Genomic DNA, 16,952 nt, shown 5'->3' with positions numbered 1-16,952 from the left:
CCAATTCGGGCCAATCTGCCCCACATGGGAGGTACGGGCTAGACGCTGGCGAACCAGATGACGTGGGACGCACCCTTGCCATTGTCGCGGGCCTTCACCCGCACTTCATCCACCGCGAATCCGGCTTGCGCGAGTCGTCGGGCAAAAGCCGCATCGGGGCCGGCGGACCAGACCGCGAGTACGCCACCGGGGCGAAGCGCGCGCTTGGCCGCGGCGAGGCCGCGCGCGGTATAGATGCCATCATTGGCGGGACGGGTCAGCCCGTCCGGGCCGTTATCGACGTCGAGCAGGATGGCGTCATAGCTGCCACTGCCGCTGCGGATCGCCTCGGCGACATCGCCCATATCCACGGTGACTCGCGGATCGTCGAGACAGCCGTCGGTAAGCGCAGCCATCGGGCCCCGCGCCCATTCGATGATGCCGGGGACGAGCTCAGCGACAACCACCTGCGCATCCGGGCCCAGCCGGCCGAGCACCGCGCGCAGGGTGAAGCCCATGCCATAGCCGCCGATCAGCAGCCGCGGCGCGGCCCGGCCGCCAAGCCGATCGCATGTCATGGTGCCGAGCGCGACTTCCGAGCCGCTCATGCGCGTGCTCATCAGTTCGTTGCGGTCGAGCACGATCATGAAGTCGGCGCCCCGTTTGAAGAGGCGGAGCGGCGGGCCGCCCGGCACCTCGGCGACGCCGACCAATTCGCGTGGGGTCACCCGCGCTGGCGGGCCTTGCGCGCGGCATAGCGCGCGTCGCGCGCGGCCTTGAGCTCGGCCGGGGTCGAGATCTTGGGCGGCGGCGCGGGGCGGCGTGCGGCGGCGGCGCGCTCGGCCGCTTCCTCAGCCTCGGCCTTTGCCTTGGCGCGCTGCTCTTCCTTGGCGAGCTTTTCGGCCTCGATCGCAGCCTTGTGAGCCGCGCGACGCTCAGCCGCGGCAGCCTCTTTCGCGGCTGCGGCGGCAGCGCGCGCGGCGACCACTTCCGGATCGAGCACAGGCTTGTTGCGCTGCTTCTCGAGGGCGCGTTCCTTGGCCGCGCGCGAAGCTGCCGCGCGGTCATCGAAGGTGGGTAGTTTGAATCCTGCCATGTGCGGCCCCGTTAGCACAATTTCGCGATCATGGAAGAAAGAGTTTGCAAACACCCCGCCACGCCTTAGGTTCTTCAGCCTTTCGCAAGGCGGGCCGCTGATGGCGAAGAAAAAGCGCTATCTCACCGCCACTATGGCCGATGGCTATGTCAAGACGATCGGGCCGACCAGCGCGCCGTTCACCCATTATTGGCGGCTCGTCGCGCACCTTTCCAACGGCAAGACCGAAGTGTTCTGGGGCCATGCCAAGTCGCTGAAGGAAGCGACAGGCAAGAAGACCGCCAGCGAAGAAGCGGCGCGGCAGCGCGGCTGGGCGCGGTTCGACTTCGAAGTGGTGCCGCTGATCGAGTCCGATCACGGGCAATAGCGATCGACCCGCGAGCGATGTAGAGCGCGTCCGATGATCCGCATCAGCGACCTTAAGCTTCCCCTCCACCACGCCGACGAAGCACTGCCCGCCGCGATTTGCCGCCGGCTGCGCATCACCCCGCGCGAACTGATCCGCTTCGCCGTGGCGCGGCGCGGGCATGACGCGCGCGACAAGGCGAGCATCGTGCTGGTCTATACGATCGACGTGGCGGTGAAGAATGAAGGCACCGTGCTGGCACGGTTCCGCCGTGATCGCGACGTGCAGCTGACGCCGGATACGCGGTATCACCTGCCCGCCGCCCCGCCAGTGGATGCCAAGCGGCCGGTGGTGATCGGTGCCGGGCCGTGCGGGCTGTTCGCGGCGCTGATCCTGGCGCAGGCGGGCCACCGCCCGATCATTCTTGAGCGCGGCAAAGTGGTGCGCGAACGGACCAAGGACACTTGGGGGCTGTGGCGGCGCAGCGTCCTGAACCCCGAGTCGAACGTGCAATATGGCGAGGGTGGCGCTGGCACCTTTTCCGACGGCAAGCTCTACAGCCGGATCAAGGACCCGCGGCACCTGAACCGCAAGGTGCTGACCGAGTTCGTCAAGGCCGGCGCGCCGCCCGAGATCCTGACGGAGGCGCATCCGCATATCGGCACCTTCCGGCTTGTCACCATGGTGGAGAGCATGCGCGCCTCCATTGAAGAGCTCGGCGGGGAGTATCGCTGGTCGACGCGGGTCGATGGGCTGGACATTCAGACCGACGCCAAGGGCGAGCGCCGGGTGCGCGGGCTGCACCTCAATGGCGGCGGTTATCTGGAGGCCGATCATGTCGTGCTGGCGGTCGGGCACAGCGCGCGCGACACGTTCGAGATGCTGCTGGCGGCGGGCGTCCATGTCGAGGCCAAGCCGTTCTCGATCGGCGTGCGCATCGAGCATCCGCAATCCTGGATCGACCGGTCACGCTTCGGACATGAGGCGGGCAATCCGATCCTTGGCGCCGCAGAATACCATATCTCGCATCACTGCTCGAACGGACGAACGGTGTACAGCTTCTGCATGTGCCCAGGCGGGACGGTGGTGGCCGCGACATCGGAGGAAGGGCGCGTCGCCACCAACGGCATGAGCCAATATTCGCGCAACGAGCGCAATGCGAATTCCGGCTTTGTCGTCGCGATCGATCCGGAGCGTGATTATCCCGGCGATCCGCTCGCCGGGATCAGGCTCCAGCGGCAGTTGGAGGAGCGCGCTTATGTCGCGGGCGGTTCCAACTACAAGGCGCCGGCGCAGCGAGTGGGCGACTTCCTCGCCGGTCGGGCATCGACGTCACTCGGATCGGTGGTGCCTTCCTACAAGCCGGGTGTCGAGCCAACCGACCTGTCGCTGTGCCTGCCCGATTTCGCGATTGCGGCGATGCGGGAGGCGCTGCCGGTGTTCGGCCGGCAGATCAGGGATTATGACCATCCCGACGTGGTGATGACCGGAGTGGAGACGCGCACCTCCTCGCCGGTGCGCTTCACGCGCGGTGAGGATGGGCAAAGTCTCAACACTATCGGACTGTTTCCGGCTGGCGAAGGCGCGGGCTATGCCGGGGGCATCCTCTCCGCGGCGGTGGACGGGATCAAGACGGCGGAAGCGGTGGCGCGGAGCATCGCGGCGGGATGACGCTGCTGCTGTTCAACAAACCCTACGGCGTGCTGAGCCAATTCACCGATCGCGGCTCGCCAACGACCCGCGCGACCCTGTCGGACTATGTGGATCAGCCCGGTGTTTACCCAGCGGGGCGGCTCGATCGGGATAGCGAGGGCCTGCTGCTGCTGACGGACGACGGGCGGTTGCAGGCGCGGATCGCCGATCCGAAGTTCAAGCTGCCCAAGACCTATCTGGTGCAGGTAGAGGGCGAGCCAGACGAGGCGGCGCTGGCGCGGCTCCGCACGGGCGTGACGCTCAACGACGGCGCGACGCGGCCGGCGGAGGTGGAGCGGATCGACGATCCCGGGCTGTGGCCGCGCGATCCGCCGATCCGCGTGCGGGCGAGCATTCCGGACTGCTGGCTGTCGCTGACGATCCGCGAAGGGCGCAACCGGCAAGTACGCCGGATGACGGCGGCGGTGGGCTTTCCCACGCTGAGGCTGGTGCGGTGGCGGATCGGTGACTGGACGCTAGGCGATCTGGCGCCGGGCAAGTGGCAGATAGGGTGAAGATCTTCTTCGACGGCGGGCTGCGCCCCCTGCCCGCCGGCATGGAGTTGGCCGTGGTGGCCGGTGGGCGAAGCCATGTCGAATGGGGGCTTGGCGCCGGAACCAGCATGGAGGCGGAATGGCTGGCTCTGATCGCGGCAGCGAAGCTGGCATGGTCGTTGCGGATCGCGGATGCGGTTCTGCTGGGCGATGCGGCGGCGGTAATCGCGCAGGCCAAGGGGCTTGTTCGCGTGCCGGCTGCGCATCGGCAGCATCTCGACGCCTTCAACCATGTGCCGCGCATGCCGGGACGCCTGCGCCTGCGCTACATCAAACGCGCGCAGAATCTTGCCGGCATCGTGTTGGAAAAGCCTGATGTGTGCCGCGCCAGCCATGTACGTGCCGGCGCCTTGATAGCTGGCGCGCGTGTCGTGCGCACTTAGTCCGGCCGCTAAGGTGATGCCGCGCGGGCACAACCGTTGTCGTCATCGCACTGCAACGAAACTCGCATTCGGCTGTCATACAAGTCCCGCAGAGGCCCCCGATCAATTCATCCGGGGGGACTCATGTTCAAGACGACGGCGCGCGCGCGCCTTCTGATCGGTGCCGCTTTGCTGTGCGTGCCGGCGATCGCACAGGCTGGCCAAGTGGTCGGCACCGTGTCCGACGCCAGTGGCACGCGCACCTTGCCCAGCGCGCAAGTGACGATCGTTGAGCTCGGCCGCACCATCCAAGCCGATCGCGCGGGCCGCTATCGTTTCCCCGACGTGCCGGCCGGTACCTACACGCTGCGTGTCGTCTATACCGGGGCGGAGCCGGTCGAAACGACGATCAACGTCGATGACAGCGGCGAGCTGACCCAGGACGTGGCGGTAGGCAGCGGCGGCGACATCCTCGTCACCGGGCAGCGCGCGAACATCGCCAGTTCCCTCAGCCGGCAGCGCGGTGCGGACGGCGTGGAAAGCGTGCTGACGCGCGACTCGATCGGCCAGTTCCCGGACCAGAACGTGGCGGAAGCGGTGCGTCGCGCGCCGGGCGTCAACGTGCTGAACGATCAGGGCGAAGGCCGCTTCGTCGCGGTGCGTGGCCTTGACCCCAGCCTCAATGCCGCCTCGCTCAACGGCGTGCGCGTGCCCGCGCCGGAGGCAGACACGCGTTCGGTCGCGCTTGACGTTGTCGCGTCCGAGCTGATCGAGTCGATCGAGATCAAGAAGTCGCTCACCCCGGACATGGACGCCGACACGATCGGCGCCTCGGTGGAGATCAACACCACCACCGCCTTTGCCCGCAAGAAGAACCTGCTCGCCGCCTCCATCGAGGGATCGTACAACCATTATTCGGACGAGCTGACGCCCAAGGGCAGCGTCAATTTCTCGACCCGCATCACCGACAATTTCGGCATCTCGGGCGGCGCATCCTATTATCTGCGCAAGTTCGAGACCGACAATGTCGAGATGGACGGCTGGAACACCGACGATGCCGGCAACGGCTATGCCGATACGGTCGAGTATCGCGATTATGACGTGCGTCGCCTGCGCACCGGCGGTTCGTTGTCGCTCGACTGGGCGCCAATGGAGGGCACCACGCTCTATGCGCGTGGCATCTACAACCGCTTCTCTGACCAGGAGGACCGCCGTCGGCTGATTTTCGAAATGGACGAGGCGCCCGCCACGTCGACTGGCACCAGCGCGACGTTCGATGCCGCCGACGGCCGCATCCGCGTTGAGCGCGACCTCAAGGATCGCTTCGAGAAGCAGACCATCCAGAGCTACCAGATCGGCGGCGAGACCAACACCGGCCCGTGGCGCCTGCGCTATTCGGCGGCATGGTCGCGCGCGTCGGAGCTGGAGAACGGTTCCATCGACCCGATCACCTTCCGTCGCGACTTCGAGGGCGAGGAAGGCGACGACCTGACGCTCGGCTTTGATTATTCCAACTATCTCTTGCCGCGTTTCACGGTGGGCGGGGCTGACGCTGGCGCGTTCAACCAGGCCAGCGAATATGGCTTCGATTCCTTTGATCGTACCACGCTAAGCCGCGCGGTGGATCGCGAGTGGAACTTCCGCACCGACATCACCCGCACCTTCGCGCTGGCCGAGGGCACGTTTGACGTGCAACTCGGCGGCAAGGCGCGGCTGCGCGAGAAGACGTACGACCTGAACGTCGACACGTTCGACGGCTTCGACGGCGACTTCACGCTAGCCGACGTCACCGGGCCGCAGACCTATCGCCTCGCCGATCTCGGCCCGGTGGTGGGCAAGAAGGGGCAGCGCGCCTTCCTGTCGAGCAACCTGGCCGGGTTTGAGCTCGATTCGCTAGGTTCGGCGTTCGATTCCGTGGCGGAGGATTTCGCGGTGAAGGAGGACATCTTCGCCGGCTATATCCTGGGTCGCTACCAGGCGGGCGCGCTCCGCCTGATCGGCGGCGTGCGGGTCGAGCACACCGAGAACAACATCCGCGGCAATGTGGCGACGCTGAACGAGGATGCGGACGAGGGCGAGCAGCTCCTCGTCACCCCCAATCAGGTCGTTCGCAGCTACACCGACTGGCTGCCGAGCGCGGTGCTGCGCTACGAGGCGACCAAGGACGTCGTGCTGCGCGCCGGTGTGTTCAAGAGCCTGGTGCGCCCGAGCATCGGCCAGCTCGCGCCGCGCTTCTCCATCGAGCGTGATGGCGACGATCTGGAAGGTGCGTTCGGCAATCCGGACCTCAAGCCCTATCGCGCGTGGAACGTCGATGCCGGCGCCGAATGGTATTTCGCCAAGTCCAGCGTGTTGCAGGCGGGCGTGTTCTACAAGGACATCAAGGATTATATCACCACCGTCACGTTCGAGGGCGACGATGCGCCCTACAACGGCGTCTATCGTGGCATCGCCTTCACCGAGGCGGACATTCCACTGAACATGGGCAAGGCCAAGATCTTCGGTGTCGAAGTGGGCTATTCGCAGGTCTATACGATGCTGCCCGCGCCGTTCGATGGCCTGCTGACCAACCTCAACTACACCTTCACCGACGCTGACGGGCAGACGTTCGACGGCGACACCGGTGGCCTGCGCGACATCATGCTGCCGGCCTCCTCCAAGCATACGTTCAATGCGGTGCTTGGTTACGAGAAGGGGCCGGTCAGCATCCGTCTGGCGGGCACGTACCGCGACAAGTATCTCGACGAAGTGCAGGCGATCGCGGACGAGGACCGCTACGTTCGCCAGCACTTCCAGCTGGATGCGAGCGCGCGCTTCCGTATCACGCCGAACTTTCAGCTGTTCGGGGAGTGGGTGAACATCAACAACGCCAAGTACGTCGCTTACCAGAACGCGCCGGTATCGCGCCGCCTGCTGCAGTATGAGGAATATTCCTACACGCTGAAGTTCGGCATCCGGGGCAATTTCTGATGCGGGCACTGCTGCTCGCGGCGGCGACGTTCGTCGCCGCCCCTGCCCTCGCCCAGACGCCGGCGGCCCAGACCTCGGCAACCCCGCCGGTGCCGCGGACGCCGGGCCTGCCCTATGCGCCCAAGTCGATCCCCGACCGGATCGTGCTGAGCGCCGGGGCCGATCCGGCGCGCGAAATGGCGGTCGCATTCCGCACCGATCGCGCGCAGGGCACGGCGGAGGCGCAGATCGTGCTGGCGGTGGACGGCCCCACGCTGGAGCGCGAAGCGAAGACGATCACCGGCACGACCCAGGCGATCGACAGCGCCAACGGCGCCGCCAACTACCATCAGGTGCGTTTCGCGGGGCTCGAGCCCGACCGCGTCTATGCCTATCGCGTGAAGGGCGCGGCGGGCTGGACCGAATGGTTCCAGTTCCGCACCGCGGCGGCGACGTTCAAGCCATTCCGCTTCCTGTATCTGGGCGACACGCAGAATGGCATCCTGACCTATGCCTCGCGCGTCATTCGCCAGGGTTTCGCCGCGGGCAGGATCGCGCTGACCGTCCACGCCGGCGACCTCACGGCGCAGCGCGACGATCTCGACCACGACGACGAATGGGGCGAGTGGAACCAGGCTGGCGGCTACAATTATGCGCAGGTCCCGCAGCTGCCCGCCACCGGCAATCACGAATATGTCGACCATATCCTGCCGGACGGCACGGAAAGCCGGAAGCTGGGGCCATATTGGCCGCTGCAATTCGCGCTGCCGGCGAACGGCGCCGGTCCAGTGAAGCCGACGACCTATTTTGTCGATTACCAGGGCGTACGCTTCATCATTCTCGATGGCACGGCGGCGCTCGACCTGGGGTCGCTCGACGCGCAGACCAAGTGGCTGGATGCGACTTTGGCGGCGAGCAATGCCAAGTGGAACGTGGTGCTGTTCCACCAGCCGATCTTCACCTGCGCACGGCCCAAGGACACCGTTGTGCTGAAGCGAGCGTTGAAGCCGGTCTTCGACCAGCGCAAAGTCGATCTGGTGCTGCAAGGCCATGACCATTGCTACAGCCGCCTCACCGCAGAAGCGGGCCGCGATGCCGGCCGTGCGGCGCGCGCCAAGGGTGCGACCCAAGGCCCGGTCTATCTCGTGTCGGTCACGGGATCGAAGATGTACGGCCTCAACGATCGTGCGCGTACCCAGCCCGACCGCACGGCCGAGGCGACCGAGCTGTTCCAGATCATCGACGTGGAAGAAGGGCAGCTCAAGTTCCGCACCTATACGGCCAGCGGAGTCCTCTACGACGGCTTCGATCTGACGCGCGGGGCGGACGGCAACAATCGGCTGACCGAGCTCAGCGAGCCGCTGCCGGCCGTGCGCACCTGCAACGGCGATGTCGGGCCGGACGGCGGCGCCTGCGTGGCGCGCCGCAAGTGAAACGGCAACACGCCGGGTGAAACGATCGCCTGCTTCGGTTCTTACCGGAGCGGGCAATCGCATATTGCGGCGGGGGCTGCCAATCGGGCCTGATAGGCAGGATCGCCGAGCGCCGGACAGCGCGATCGCGTGCGGCAGGCCGGGCGCGACCTTCTCCAGCTTCTTGGTTCCGCGGTTCGATGACATTAGGCCGCACCCGGGCAGAGCCGGCAGATTCGAAGCGCTTTCGGCACCTGCTGCCGGATTAGCCGGTGCCACTTGAACCCGGTGAGTACTTAGGCTGTTGCCGGCACGATGCCCAGGCCGACGAGGACGAACACCGCAACGCCCACAGCAACGCGGTAGAGGACGAACGGCAGATAACCGCGCATGCTGACCAGCCGCAGGAACAGCACGATCACTCCATAGCCCACGGCAAAGGCAATGAGTGTCGCCAGTGCCGTTTCGCCCGGGCCCATCGGCCCTGGCGTGCCCCAGCTCTTGAATAACTGGTAAAAGCCGGATGCCAGCACCGCCGGGATCGCCAGCAGGAACGAATAACGCGCCGCCGCCTCACGCGTATAGCCAAGCAAAAGGCCGGCGCTGATGGTACCGCCGGAGCGCGACACGCCGGGCACCAAGGCGAGTGATTGCGCCAGGCCGAACAACAGGCCGTGAACCGGGGTGAGTTCTTCCAGCGGGCGCTGCTTCCGGCCGGCGCGGTCAGCCAGGCCGAGAACCACGCCGAACACGATCAGCATGGCGGCGGTGATGCGAAGATCGCGCAAGACCGTTTCGATCACATCCTTGAACAACAGCCCGAACACGGCGATCGGCAGCGTGCCGAGCAGGATCAGCCAACCGATGCGCGCGTCGGCGTCCATCGCGGCCGTCGGCCTGCGCAGCGTGCGCATCCACGCGGTGGCAATCCGCCAGATGTCCTCGCGAAAGTACAACAGGACGGCAGCTTCGGTGCCGATCTGGGTGATGGCGGTGAAGGCAGCCCCCGGATCATATCCGGGCGCCAGCATGGCGCCGACGATGCGAAGATGGGCGCTGGAAGAAACCGGAAGGAACTCGGTAAGTCCCTGCACCAGGCCCAGGACGACCGCCTCGATCCACATGCCTGAAGCGGTCACGAAGCGCCGCATCCTGTAAGCTGTTTGCCGGAGCGGATCGGCCGGCCAAGCGGCCCGACGCTCACAACAGTGCCGAGGGTGGTTACCAATATCACCACCATGGCCATGGCCGCCAAATGCACTTCTGTCACCCTGTCAGCGCAAACAGAATGAGCGAGTGGTATCCCGGCACGAGCAGCGCCGGCACCAGACGCACGAAGGGCCGCCCCATCGCTGGAGCGACCCTTCCATTGCCAGCCGCTGGCGGCTTATGCGTTAGAAGCTGCGACCTACCACGAGGCCGGCCGAGTCCTGACGATCCGCCTTCAGCGGCATGTGACAATGAGACATTCGACCACCTCCTTTCCGTTGTTGAACAGGAACCGCGATATGGGGCGGAGCCATGAAACTTCAAGGATTGCAAATGGTTCGTAGCAGAATGCAGATCCCGTTCGATAACAGCTACGCCCGCCTGCCCGAGCGCTTCTTCGCGCCCGTGCAGCCGCTGCAGAGCCCCTCGCCAGCGCTGGTCCAGATCAACGAGGGACTCGCGTCTGAGCTCGGCATCGACGCGTCATGGCTCAACAGCCCGGCTGGCCTTGATGTGCTTTCTGGGCGGGCGATCGCGGACGGTTCGGAGCCGATCGCGCAAGCCTATGCCGGGCACCAGTTCGGGAATTTCGTGCCGCAGCTCGGCGACGGACGGGCTGTCCTGCTCGGCGAGGTCGTGGATCGCCACGGGCAGCGACGCGACATTCAACTCAAGGGCGGCGGGCGAACCCCATTCTCGCGCGGCGGCGATGGGCGGGCCGCACTCGGCCCCGTGCTCCGGGAGTATCTCGTCAGCGAAGCCATGGCCGCGTTGGGCATCCGCACGACCCGTGCTCTTGCCGCTGTAACCACAGGCGAGCCGGTTGCCCGCGAGACCGTCCTGCCGGGAGCCATGCTGACCCGTATCGCCTCCAGCCATATCCGGGTGGGCACGTTTCAATACTTCGCGGTGCGGGACGATGCAGAGGGTATCCGGCTACTCGCCGACCATGTCATCGCGCGCCACTATCCGGCTGCCGAGGAGACCCAGCGCCCCTATCGTGCCCTCCTCGATGCGGTGATCGTCGCCCAGGCCAATCTCGTTGCCAGTTGGCTGCTGGTGGGTTTCATCCACGGCGTGATGAACACGGACAACATGTCGGTGGCGGGTGAGACCATCGACTACGGCCCCTGCGCCTTCATGGATGCTTATGATCCGGCAACCGTTTTCAGCTCAATTGATCGCGGCGGGCGCTATGCCTTCGGCAACCAGCCGCGGATTGCCCACTGGAACCTCACGCGTTTCGCCGAAACGCTCCTGCCGCTCCTCAACGACGACCAGGATGCAGCCGTGGAGGAGGCGCAGGACGCGCTCGCCCGCTTCGGCTCGATCTTCGAGCAGGCCTATTTCGGAGGGCTGCGGCGGAAGGTCGGTCTCGCATCCGAGCAGGAGGGCGACGTCGAACTCATCAACACTCTCCTGACCGGCATGACGGAGAACCAGGTTGACTTCACCGCATTCTTCCGCGCGCTCGGTCAGGCCGCAGTTGACAATGACGAACCGGCGCGTGCCCTGTTCATCAATCCCACTGCGTTCGACAACTGGGCCGCGGATTGGCGCCTCCGCCTGGAGCGCGATGTGCAGGATGCCGAGACCCGCCGATCGGCCATGGACCGCATCAATCCCGCTTTTATCCCCCGCAACCATCAGGTCGAGGCAATGATTGCGGCCGCGGTCGACCGAACCGATTTTTCGCCCTTCCGGCGGATGCTGGATGTGCTCTCGAGGCCCTTCGAGGATCAGCCTGCCGCCGAAGATCTCGCTCAGCCCCCGCTGCCACATCAGCGCGTAGCAGCGACCTTCTGTGGCACCTGACGCATAAGGCCGGCAGCCCCGGAACTCCGCCGCGAGCTCCGGGGAACGTAGCGGAGCGGTCGCTCGCGTCCAGATCGCCGACAAATGGTCGGTCTGCCTCCACCGAATTGAGCTTCGTTATGCGATATGCGGGCCCTGCCTGAGCTAGCCGCTTGGTTCATCGGCGGATGAAGGCGATATTCGCACTCCCGCTTTGACTCACAGGCGCAGAACTGTTGGCCCCCTGCTGGTCGATGCCGACGCGATTGGCGTTACCGGCCTGGATTACCAGCGCCTGCGCAGCGAGCGCATGTTGGGCGACGCTCGCCACGTTGATCTCACCGGATTGGAGCAGCGATGCGGCGTTCTCGGCGCCCTCCTGCCGGATGACCGCTTCATTGCCGCTGCCACGGTGTGGCGGGCTATTCGGCACGGCGCACCCCGCCCCACAGCGATCAGATCGCACGCGGACGACCGACCGTTCTAGGAATGCAGCTTCGGGTCGCGGTCGGCTATGCAGAGGAAGTCGACTGACGAGCCGTCATGCCGGGCCTGCGCTAGATAATCGAGCCCGCCGCCGAAGTTGCACGATCATCGGGGATCCGGAGAACTGGCCGTGGGCCGTCGCATCAGCTTGGCTTGCTGTGCGCGCCGCAATCTCACCCTCAGGCGAGCATCGCGCAGCAACGCAGCGGGAAGGTCGGTCGCGCCGCGCAGGCCGGCGACGCTGGAGATGTTGCGAATGGTGCGCCGGGTTTCGTTCAGCACCTGTCCCATCATTTCACGTGGCTCGATCTCGCCATGTTCCTCGATCAGCGATAGTCGGTGGATGGCATAGATGCCGATGAAGCCCGCAATGAGGAAATAGAAGTCCCATTGCGTGAGCACGATCGGCAGCGCGAAAGCGCCGTTGGGGCCAGACCAGCGTGCGACCAGCTCGAATTGACGCGCGGCAAAAAAGTCCGCGAGCAGGCCGCCGAGGATCGGCGCCAACCCCGCCGCCACCGCAGTGACCATCGCGTTGGTCGCCACGTAAGCGGTGGCAGCGCCCTTTGGCGACAGTTTCAGCGCGATGTTGGTGCTGGTCAGCGTCACGCCGGCAATTGTCGCGCCCATCACCAGATGCAGCAGGATCAGCCAGAGCTTGACGACATTGCGATCCCCGAATTGTGACGCGCCGATCATCCCCACGATCGCCAGAATGTAGGCGGGCGCACAGACCGCGAGGACGGATTTGTTGGCGAAGCGATCGCTCAGCGTTCCCCACAGCCGCAACGCGAGGATGTTGGCGATCTGGCTCACCACACTCAACACCATGACGAAGCTGATGTTGAAGTGAAGTTGGCGCACAATGAAGACGGTGAAGAACGGCGTCGCGAAGTTGATCGCGAACTGCCAGCTTGCAACGAATATCAGCAGCCGGCTGAAGTTGCTGTCACGCAACGGCTGACGGAGCAATTCGCGCAAGTGGATCGGCCCGGTCGCGGGCGGCATCAGCGGTTCAGGCATCGCGGCCACCACACGCGCGCTGATCAGGCCAGTGATACAGCCTGCGGCGAACATCCCGCCAAACACCAGATCGCGCTTGAATGAACCCGGCGGCGTCACGTCGAGCGCAAGGGCTGCGGCCAGCCCCAGCACCAGGCTGATGCCCGTCAGCCACATCGTGCGTCGGGCGAAGACGGCACCCATCCGGTCCTCGGGCGCGAGATCGCGCATCCACGCGTTCCAGGCGCAAGCACCGACCGCACCCAACCCGCACAGAATGACCTGCGCGCCGAGGAATATGAGCAGCGGCAATGTGCCACTGAAGAATGCAAGCGCAGCCATCACCGCCAACATCGCGCGACCGATCAGGCTGGTGAACACCGCGATCTGCTTGCGTCGGCGCCAGCGTTCGATGAGCCCGATTGCCGGAAGTTGCAGCAACTGCGTCAGGAACGGCACGCTGGCGAGCACGCCCACCATCACGTTGGTTGCGCCGAGATGGAGTGCGAAAGCGGTCAGGATCACGCCCGTGGTCAGCGCGGCAGTGCCGCCGGAGAAGGCGGCCTCGGTGACGAGCAAGCGCAACCCCCGCTCGCGCTCATCGGGTGTGACAACGGGTTGCGGGTGCAGGCTCATGCCGCGGGCAACGTGCGGGGGCGCGCGTGGTTTCTGATAAGCCAAATGGGGTGGTCGACAGAACCAAAGCCCAGCGCCCTAATCCAAGTTACTGAAAAAGGACGGGTTAGTGATGCGACGCCACGCGACCATCCGCCCGCTCGTTTGTTTCTGGCCCCGCAGGAGCAGCGTGGAGATGGTATGGTGCGTTCGCTGATTGCCGGCGGTTACGAGGAAAGGGGTGCGCGCGGCATCTACCCGCTCGGCAGCGCGCAAGATCCGGTGGCAGGAGAACCCGCGACGCAGGTCCTCAACGTTTCCAGCGGGGTGAACTTGCCAGGTACAAGCCGCTGGTACTTCGTCGACGAGTCCGCGAGCGAGATCGTGCTGGTCGACGCGGCAGGCTGGCATGAACTGGCGCGTGTTCCGTCAGGCGGCACTGCGCCGTGCCACCTTGCGCTGAACAACACCGCCACCCTGCTGGCAGTCGCCAATTACGAAAGCGGCACGACCGCGCTATTCCAACTCACACCGGACGGGGCGCCCGTGGCGCTGCCCCTGGTTCAGCAGCACGTCGGGTCCGGCCCAGTGCCCGAACGGCAGGACGGGCCGCACGCCCATTGGGTCGGCTTCGCGGCGAGTGGCTTGCTTTACGTTGCGGATCTCGGCATCGATCGCGTGCTCGCGTTCGACATGGACGCCGCCTCAGGTCACCTGGGTATTCCCCAAGACGCCTATGTCGCGCCGCCGGGCTCTGGTCCGCGCCAATTGGCCTTTCATCCGCGATTGCCGATTGCCTATCTCGTCAGCGAACTGAATTCGACGCTGACGGTGCTCCGGATCGAGGAGGATGGCGCGCTCACCGCGCGTCAGATCCTCTCGACGCTGCCAAGCGATGCCGGCCCCGGCAGCCTCGGCGGTGCCATCGCGCTCGACGCGCACATGGGCCGGATTTACGTCAGCAATCGCGGTCACGACAGCATCGCAACCTTTGCGATCGGGGAGGATGGCGAGGTCGACCTGCTTGGTCACGCAACAAGCGGCGGCAGTTCGCCACGCTTCCTGTTGATCGAAGCGGAGCGCCTGCTGGTGGCGCACGAGAAGAACGGCGGCGTCACTGCTTTGCCGCTCAACGATCATGGCCTGCCCGGCGCGGTGGACGCGCGCGCCGACGTGCCGGGCGCCGCCTTCCTGGGAGTTCTGACATGAAAGCTGCACTGAAGACCGCCGACGGACGCTTCACCATTGAGGAGGTCGAGGAGCCAACGCTTCCTGCGGCCAATTGGGTCAAGGCGCGCCTGCGCATGGCCGGGATCTGCGGCACTGACCTGCGCCATTGGAAGAAGCCCGACGAACACCTGCATTGCTGTATCGTCGGGCACGAAATGGCAGGCGAGGTGGTGGAGGTCGGCGCGGATGTCACTCATGTCGCAGTGGGCGATCGAGTGCTGATCGAGTCCGTCCTAGGGTGCGGCGCCTGCGAATGGTGTCGTATCCAGCAGTATAATCGCTGCCCGGATCTCTACCCGACCCGCCGCGCCAGCGTGAGCCGGGCCTATGCCGAGTTCCTCGTCGGCCCCCAGCATAAGTTCTACAAGCTGCCCGACACGATCGGCTACGACGATGCGGCACTGCTCGATACCTACGCCGTCTGCCTCCATGCTCAGCACCTGTCGGGGCTGACGATCAACGCCAAGGTCGCGATCATCGGCGCTGGTCCGATCGGCCTGGGCCAGTTGATGCTGGCCAAGGCAAGCGGCGCGGACGTGCTGATCATCGACACAGTCGCCCACTCGCTCGATCTCGCGCGTGAGCTGGGCGCGGACGAGACGATCAACACCTCGACTGACGATGCAGTTCAGGCGATACGCGCGATGACCGACGGGCGCGGCGCCGACATCGTTTTCGAATGCGCCGGTGGTGAATCGATGCCGAGGACGCTGCCCCTCGCCACGCGGCTCGTGCGGCGTGGGGGAAAGCTGGTGATCGTCGGCGGCTTTGACGAGGGTGAGATCGCGATTCCGCTTGAATGGCAACGCATTCAGATGTCCGAGATCACGCTGATCCCAAGCGCCAGCTTCGCCTTTCACGATATCTACCCGGAACAAGGCGAAGTGCTGCAGTTGGTCGCTCGCGGCAAGCTAAAGACACAGAAGCTGATCACCCACCGCTTTCCGCTCGACCGCATCAATGAAGCGTTCGATGTGGCACAGGACAAGGAGCGTACCGGCGCTATTTTCGTCGGGTTGGAAATTTGATTATCCTGGTTTGCCGAACACCAAATGTGGGCACCCGCGCTATCGCAGCTCGCCACGATGAAGCGGGTCAGTGGCAAGCGGCAGAAGCATGTAGTTGCCGCCGGTTTGCGCCGCCGGATGTCGCGGGCCGCTGGCGCCGGCTCGGCTGGCCGGGCGGCGCGCCGGGCGAAGCCGCGGCGCCGCCAACCGGGTGGGCGCTGCCTGCTCCGCACTGTGTCGCTGGTACCGTACCCGGCTGATCGCCGCTGCGGGATGTGCGACTTCGCTTTGTGATGCGGGATAACGACCGCGAGGAACTGCTGAGGCGATTATCCGTCCGTCCGGGGCATTATGTGACGCGGCCCTGCTCGACAGCCGAAGCGGGCGGCGAGTGACGAGCCGTGTTCACGCCGAACGATCGGCTCTGAATCTCGAGCCGGACAACATCACGCTGGCTTGTATCCGACAATGGTGGGCGAGTTGCGGCATTTGTCAGGTTACAAGGTATTGGCCAGGTCGCCGACGCGCCGCCATCTGCGTTCGTGGGTACGCTCAGCAGCTTTGCGCATCAGATGCTTGCGCTTGGCAAAGACCTGCTCGATCGGGTTGAGGTCGGGCGATAGGGCCGCAGGAATAGCAGCCTGCACGTCGGTCTGGCAGCTCCGCCACCAGTCCGCCCAAAGTGAAGCCCCCCTCAGCCACTCCCGCGTCTCGCCGGGCAGGGGACTTGGCTTGTGGCTGCCCATTCGCCTCGGTGCGGCGCTGCCCGCGTCCGATAGCGCCACATCCACTTGATCGCCGAGGCCCGCGCCCCCGCCCGAACCGCGCGGCAGCCGGGTGGCACGACATGCCTGCCATCCTCACTGCCCCACCACCTGCGCGCGCAGATCCATCGAATACGGTTCTGCCATGCAGGCCGGCCTCCCCCAAATGCCTGCTTGAAAGCGCTCCGCGGAAGGGGAGGCAATATCACGACCGTTGCGGGGTGTGGGTGGTTGCCTGTGGCGAGAGCCCTGGGGAGCAATTGCGAGAGCAGCTCGACGTGCTGACGTCCAGCCTGTCGCTGTGTCCGGAAAGCGCAAGCGATGTGAGGGAGGCACAAAAACGCCGCCGCGGGTTGAGCCGGGCGGTTTTGACACATGGGATGGTTGGTTGCGGGGACAGGATTTGAACCTGTGACCTTCAGGTTATGAGCCTGACGAGCTACCGGGCTGCTCCA

The 16,952-nt window shown here is 65.5% G+C and carries 14 protein-coding genes and 1 pseudogene; 9 read left to right on the top strand and 6 right to left on the bottom strand.

From position 1 onward, the window contains the following. Nucleotides 1–38: 38 nt before the first annotated feature. Together SPHI_RS13880 and SPHI_RS13875 are read right to left on the bottom strand one after the other, a co-directional pair. The gene (locus tag SPHI_RS13880) at nucleotides 39–707 is read right to left on the bottom strand and encodes a spermidine synthase (RefSeq protein WP_076745553.1); all 669 of its coding nucleotides are present in this window, start codon (nucleotides 705–707) and stop codon (nucleotides 39–41) included. Beyond that, on the bottom strand, nucleotides 704–1,075 hold the full coding sequence (locus SPHI_RS13875) for a DUF6481 family protein (RefSeq protein WP_076745552.1): 372 nt from the start codon (nucleotides 1,073–1,075) through the stop codon (nucleotides 704–706). The genes SPHI_RS13880 and SPHI_RS13875 overlap by 4 nt, the downstream gene beginning before the upstream one ends. 100 nt (nucleotides 1,076–1,175) lie before the next feature. Between SPHI_RS13875 and SPHI_RS13870 the strand changes: the two genes are divergently transcribed. The 6 genes from SPHI_RS13870 (at nucleotide 1,176) to SPHI_RS13845 (ending at nucleotide 8,411) form a co-directional block, all read left to right on the top strand. After that, complete coding sequence (locus SPHI_RS13870; RefSeq protein ID WP_076745551.1) at nucleotides 1,176–1,442, top strand: hypothetical protein; 267 nt, start codon at nucleotides 1,176–1,178, stop codon at nucleotides 1,440–1,442. A 33-nt stretch (nucleotides 1,443–1,475) separates the two neighbouring features. Next, complete coding sequence (locus SPHI_RS13865; protein WP_076745550.1) at nucleotides 1,476–3,092, top strand: NAD(P)/FAD-dependent oxidoreductase; 1,617 nt, start codon at nucleotides 1,476–1,478, stop codon at nucleotides 3,090–3,092. Then, nucleotides 3,089–3,628, top strand: coding sequence for an rRNA large subunit pseudouridine synthase E (locus tag SPHI_RS13860; RefSeq protein WP_076745549.1), 540 nt, complete (start codon nucleotides 3,089–3,091; stop codon nucleotides 3,626–3,628). The genes SPHI_RS13865 and SPHI_RS13860 overlap by 4 nt, the downstream gene beginning before the upstream one ends. Next, nucleotides 3,625–4,050, top strand: a complete 426-nt coding sequence (locus SPHI_RS13855) for a reverse transcriptase-like protein (protein WP_233130940.1) — start codon at nucleotides 3,625–3,627, stop codon at nucleotides 4,048–4,050. Before SPHI_RS13860 ends, SPHI_RS13855 begins: the two co-directional genes overlap by 4 nt. A 123-nt stretch (nucleotides 4,051–4,173) precedes the next feature. Next, entirely contained in the window at nucleotides 4,174–6,999 is a 2,826-nt protein-coding gene (locus SPHI_RS13850; RefSeq protein ID WP_076745548.1) for a TonB-dependent receptor, read from the top strand. Continuing rightward, nucleotides 6,999–8,411: a purple acid phosphatase family protein gene (locus SPHI_RS13845; RefSeq protein ID WP_083720010.1), complete on the top strand. Its 1,413-nt coding sequence runs from the start codon at nucleotides 6,999–7,001 to the stop codon at nucleotides 8,409–8,411. Before SPHI_RS13850 ends, SPHI_RS13845 begins: the two co-directional genes overlap by 1 nt. Before the next feature lie 275 nt (nucleotides 8,412–8,686). On the opposite strand, the gene SPHI_RS13840 is transcribed toward SPHI_RS13845, so the two are convergent. Beyond that, on the bottom strand, nucleotides 8,687–9,541 hold the full coding sequence (locus tag SPHI_RS13840; protein ID WP_233130939.1) for an undecaprenyl-diphosphate phosphatase: 855 nt from the start codon (nucleotides 9,539–9,541) through the stop codon (nucleotides 8,687–8,689). Nucleotides 9,542–9,947: 406 nt separating this feature from the next. On the opposite strand from SPHI_RS13840, the gene SPHI_RS13835 reads away from it, so the two are divergent. Further along, entirely contained in the window at nucleotides 9,948–11,414 is a 1,467-nt protein-coding gene (locus SPHI_RS13835; RefSeq protein WP_076745547.1) for a protein adenylyltransferase SelO, read from the top strand. A gap of 157 nt (nucleotides 11,415–11,571) precedes the next feature. Here SPHI_RS13835 and SPHI_RS13830 read toward each other — a convergent pair whose 3' ends face one another. Both SPHI_RS13830 and SPHI_RS13825 read right to left on the bottom strand, forming a co-directional pair. After that, nucleotides 11,572–11,826, bottom strand: a complete 255-nt coding sequence (locus SPHI_RS13830; protein ID WP_076745546.1) for a hypothetical protein — start codon at nucleotides 11,824–11,826, stop codon at nucleotides 11,572–11,574. A gap of 158 nt (nucleotides 11,827–11,984) precedes the next feature. After that, entirely contained in the window at nucleotides 11,985–13,517 is a 1,533-nt protein-coding gene (locus tag SPHI_RS13825) for an MFS transporter (protein WP_083720008.1), read from the bottom strand. A gap of 180 nt (nucleotides 13,518–13,697) precedes the next feature. Between SPHI_RS13825 and SPHI_RS13820 the strand changes: the two genes are divergently transcribed. Continuing rightward, nucleotides 13,698–14,705 (top strand): lactonase family protein, encoded by a 1,008-nt coding sequence (locus SPHI_RS13820; RefSeq protein WP_076745544.1) that lies wholly within the window; start codon nucleotides 13,698–13,700, stop codon nucleotides 14,703–14,705. Then, entirely contained in the window at nucleotides 14,702–15,754 is a 1,053-nt protein-coding gene (locus SPHI_RS13815) for a zinc-dependent alcohol dehydrogenase (RefSeq protein WP_076745543.1), read from the top strand. Before SPHI_RS13820 ends, SPHI_RS13815 begins: the two co-directional genes overlap by 4 nt. Before the next feature lie 627 nt (nucleotides 15,755–16,381). On the opposite strand, the pseudogene SPHI_RS15530 reads toward SPHI_RS13815, so the two are convergent. Continuing rightward, nucleotides 16,382–16,644, bottom strand: a pseudogene (locus SPHI_RS15530) (IS630 family transposase); the annotation flags it as partial. Nucleotides 16,645–16,952: the final 308 nt, after the last annotated feature.

The sequence above is a fragment of the Sphingomonas jeddahensis genome (assembly GCF_001981525.1).
Taxonomy (GTDB): domain Bacteria; phylum Pseudomonadota; class Alphaproteobacteria; order Sphingomonadales; family Sphingomonadaceae; genus Sphingomonas; species Sphingomonas jeddahensis.
The sequence above is the reverse complement of the archived record's forward strand: the minus strand, read 5'-3'. Positions and strand labels throughout refer to the sequence as shown.

Coding starts and splice junctions, on each gene's coding strand:
- SPHI_RS13845 (WP_083720010.1), top strand. CDS start 6,999: ATGCGGGCACTGCTGCTCGCGGCGGCGACGTTCGTCGCCGCCCCTGCC.
- SPHI_RS13820 (WP_076745544.1), top strand. CDS start 13,698: ATGGTGCGTTCGCTGATTGCCGGCGGTTACGAGGAAAGGGGTGCGCGC.
- SPHI_RS13825 (WP_083720008.1), bottom strand. CDS start 13,517: ATGAGCCTGCACCCGCAACCCGTTGTCACACCCGATGAGCGCGAGCGG.
- SPHI_RS13860 (WP_076745549.1), top strand. CDS start 3,089: ATGACGCTGCTGCTGTTCAACAAACCCTACGGCGTGCTGAGCCAATTC.
- SPHI_RS13815 (WP_076745543.1), top strand. CDS start 14,702: ATGAAAGCTGCACTGAAGACCGCCGACGGACGCTTCACCATTGAGGAG.
- SPHI_RS13840 (WP_233130939.1), bottom strand. CDS start 9,541: ATGCGGCGCTTCGTGACCGCTTCAGGCATGTGGATCGAGGCGGTCGTC.
- SPHI_RS13850 (WP_076745548.1), top strand. CDS start 4,174: ATGTTCAAGACGACGGCGCGCGCGCGCCTTCTGATCGGTGCCGCTTTG.
- SPHI_RS13870 (WP_076745551.1), top strand. CDS start 1,176: ATGGCGAAGAAAAAGCGCTATCTCACCGCCACTATGGCCGATGGCTAT.
- SPHI_RS13875 (WP_076745552.1), bottom strand. CDS start 1,075: ATGGCAGGATTCAAACTACCCACCTTCGATGACCGCGCGGCAGCTTCG.
- SPHI_RS13865 (WP_076745550.1), top strand. CDS start 1,476: ATGATCCGCATCAGCGACCTTAAGCTTCCCCTCCACCACGCCGACGAA.
- SPHI_RS13835 (WP_076745547.1), top strand. CDS start 9,948: ATGCAGATCCCGTTCGATAACAGCTACGCCCGCCTGCCCGAGCGCTTC.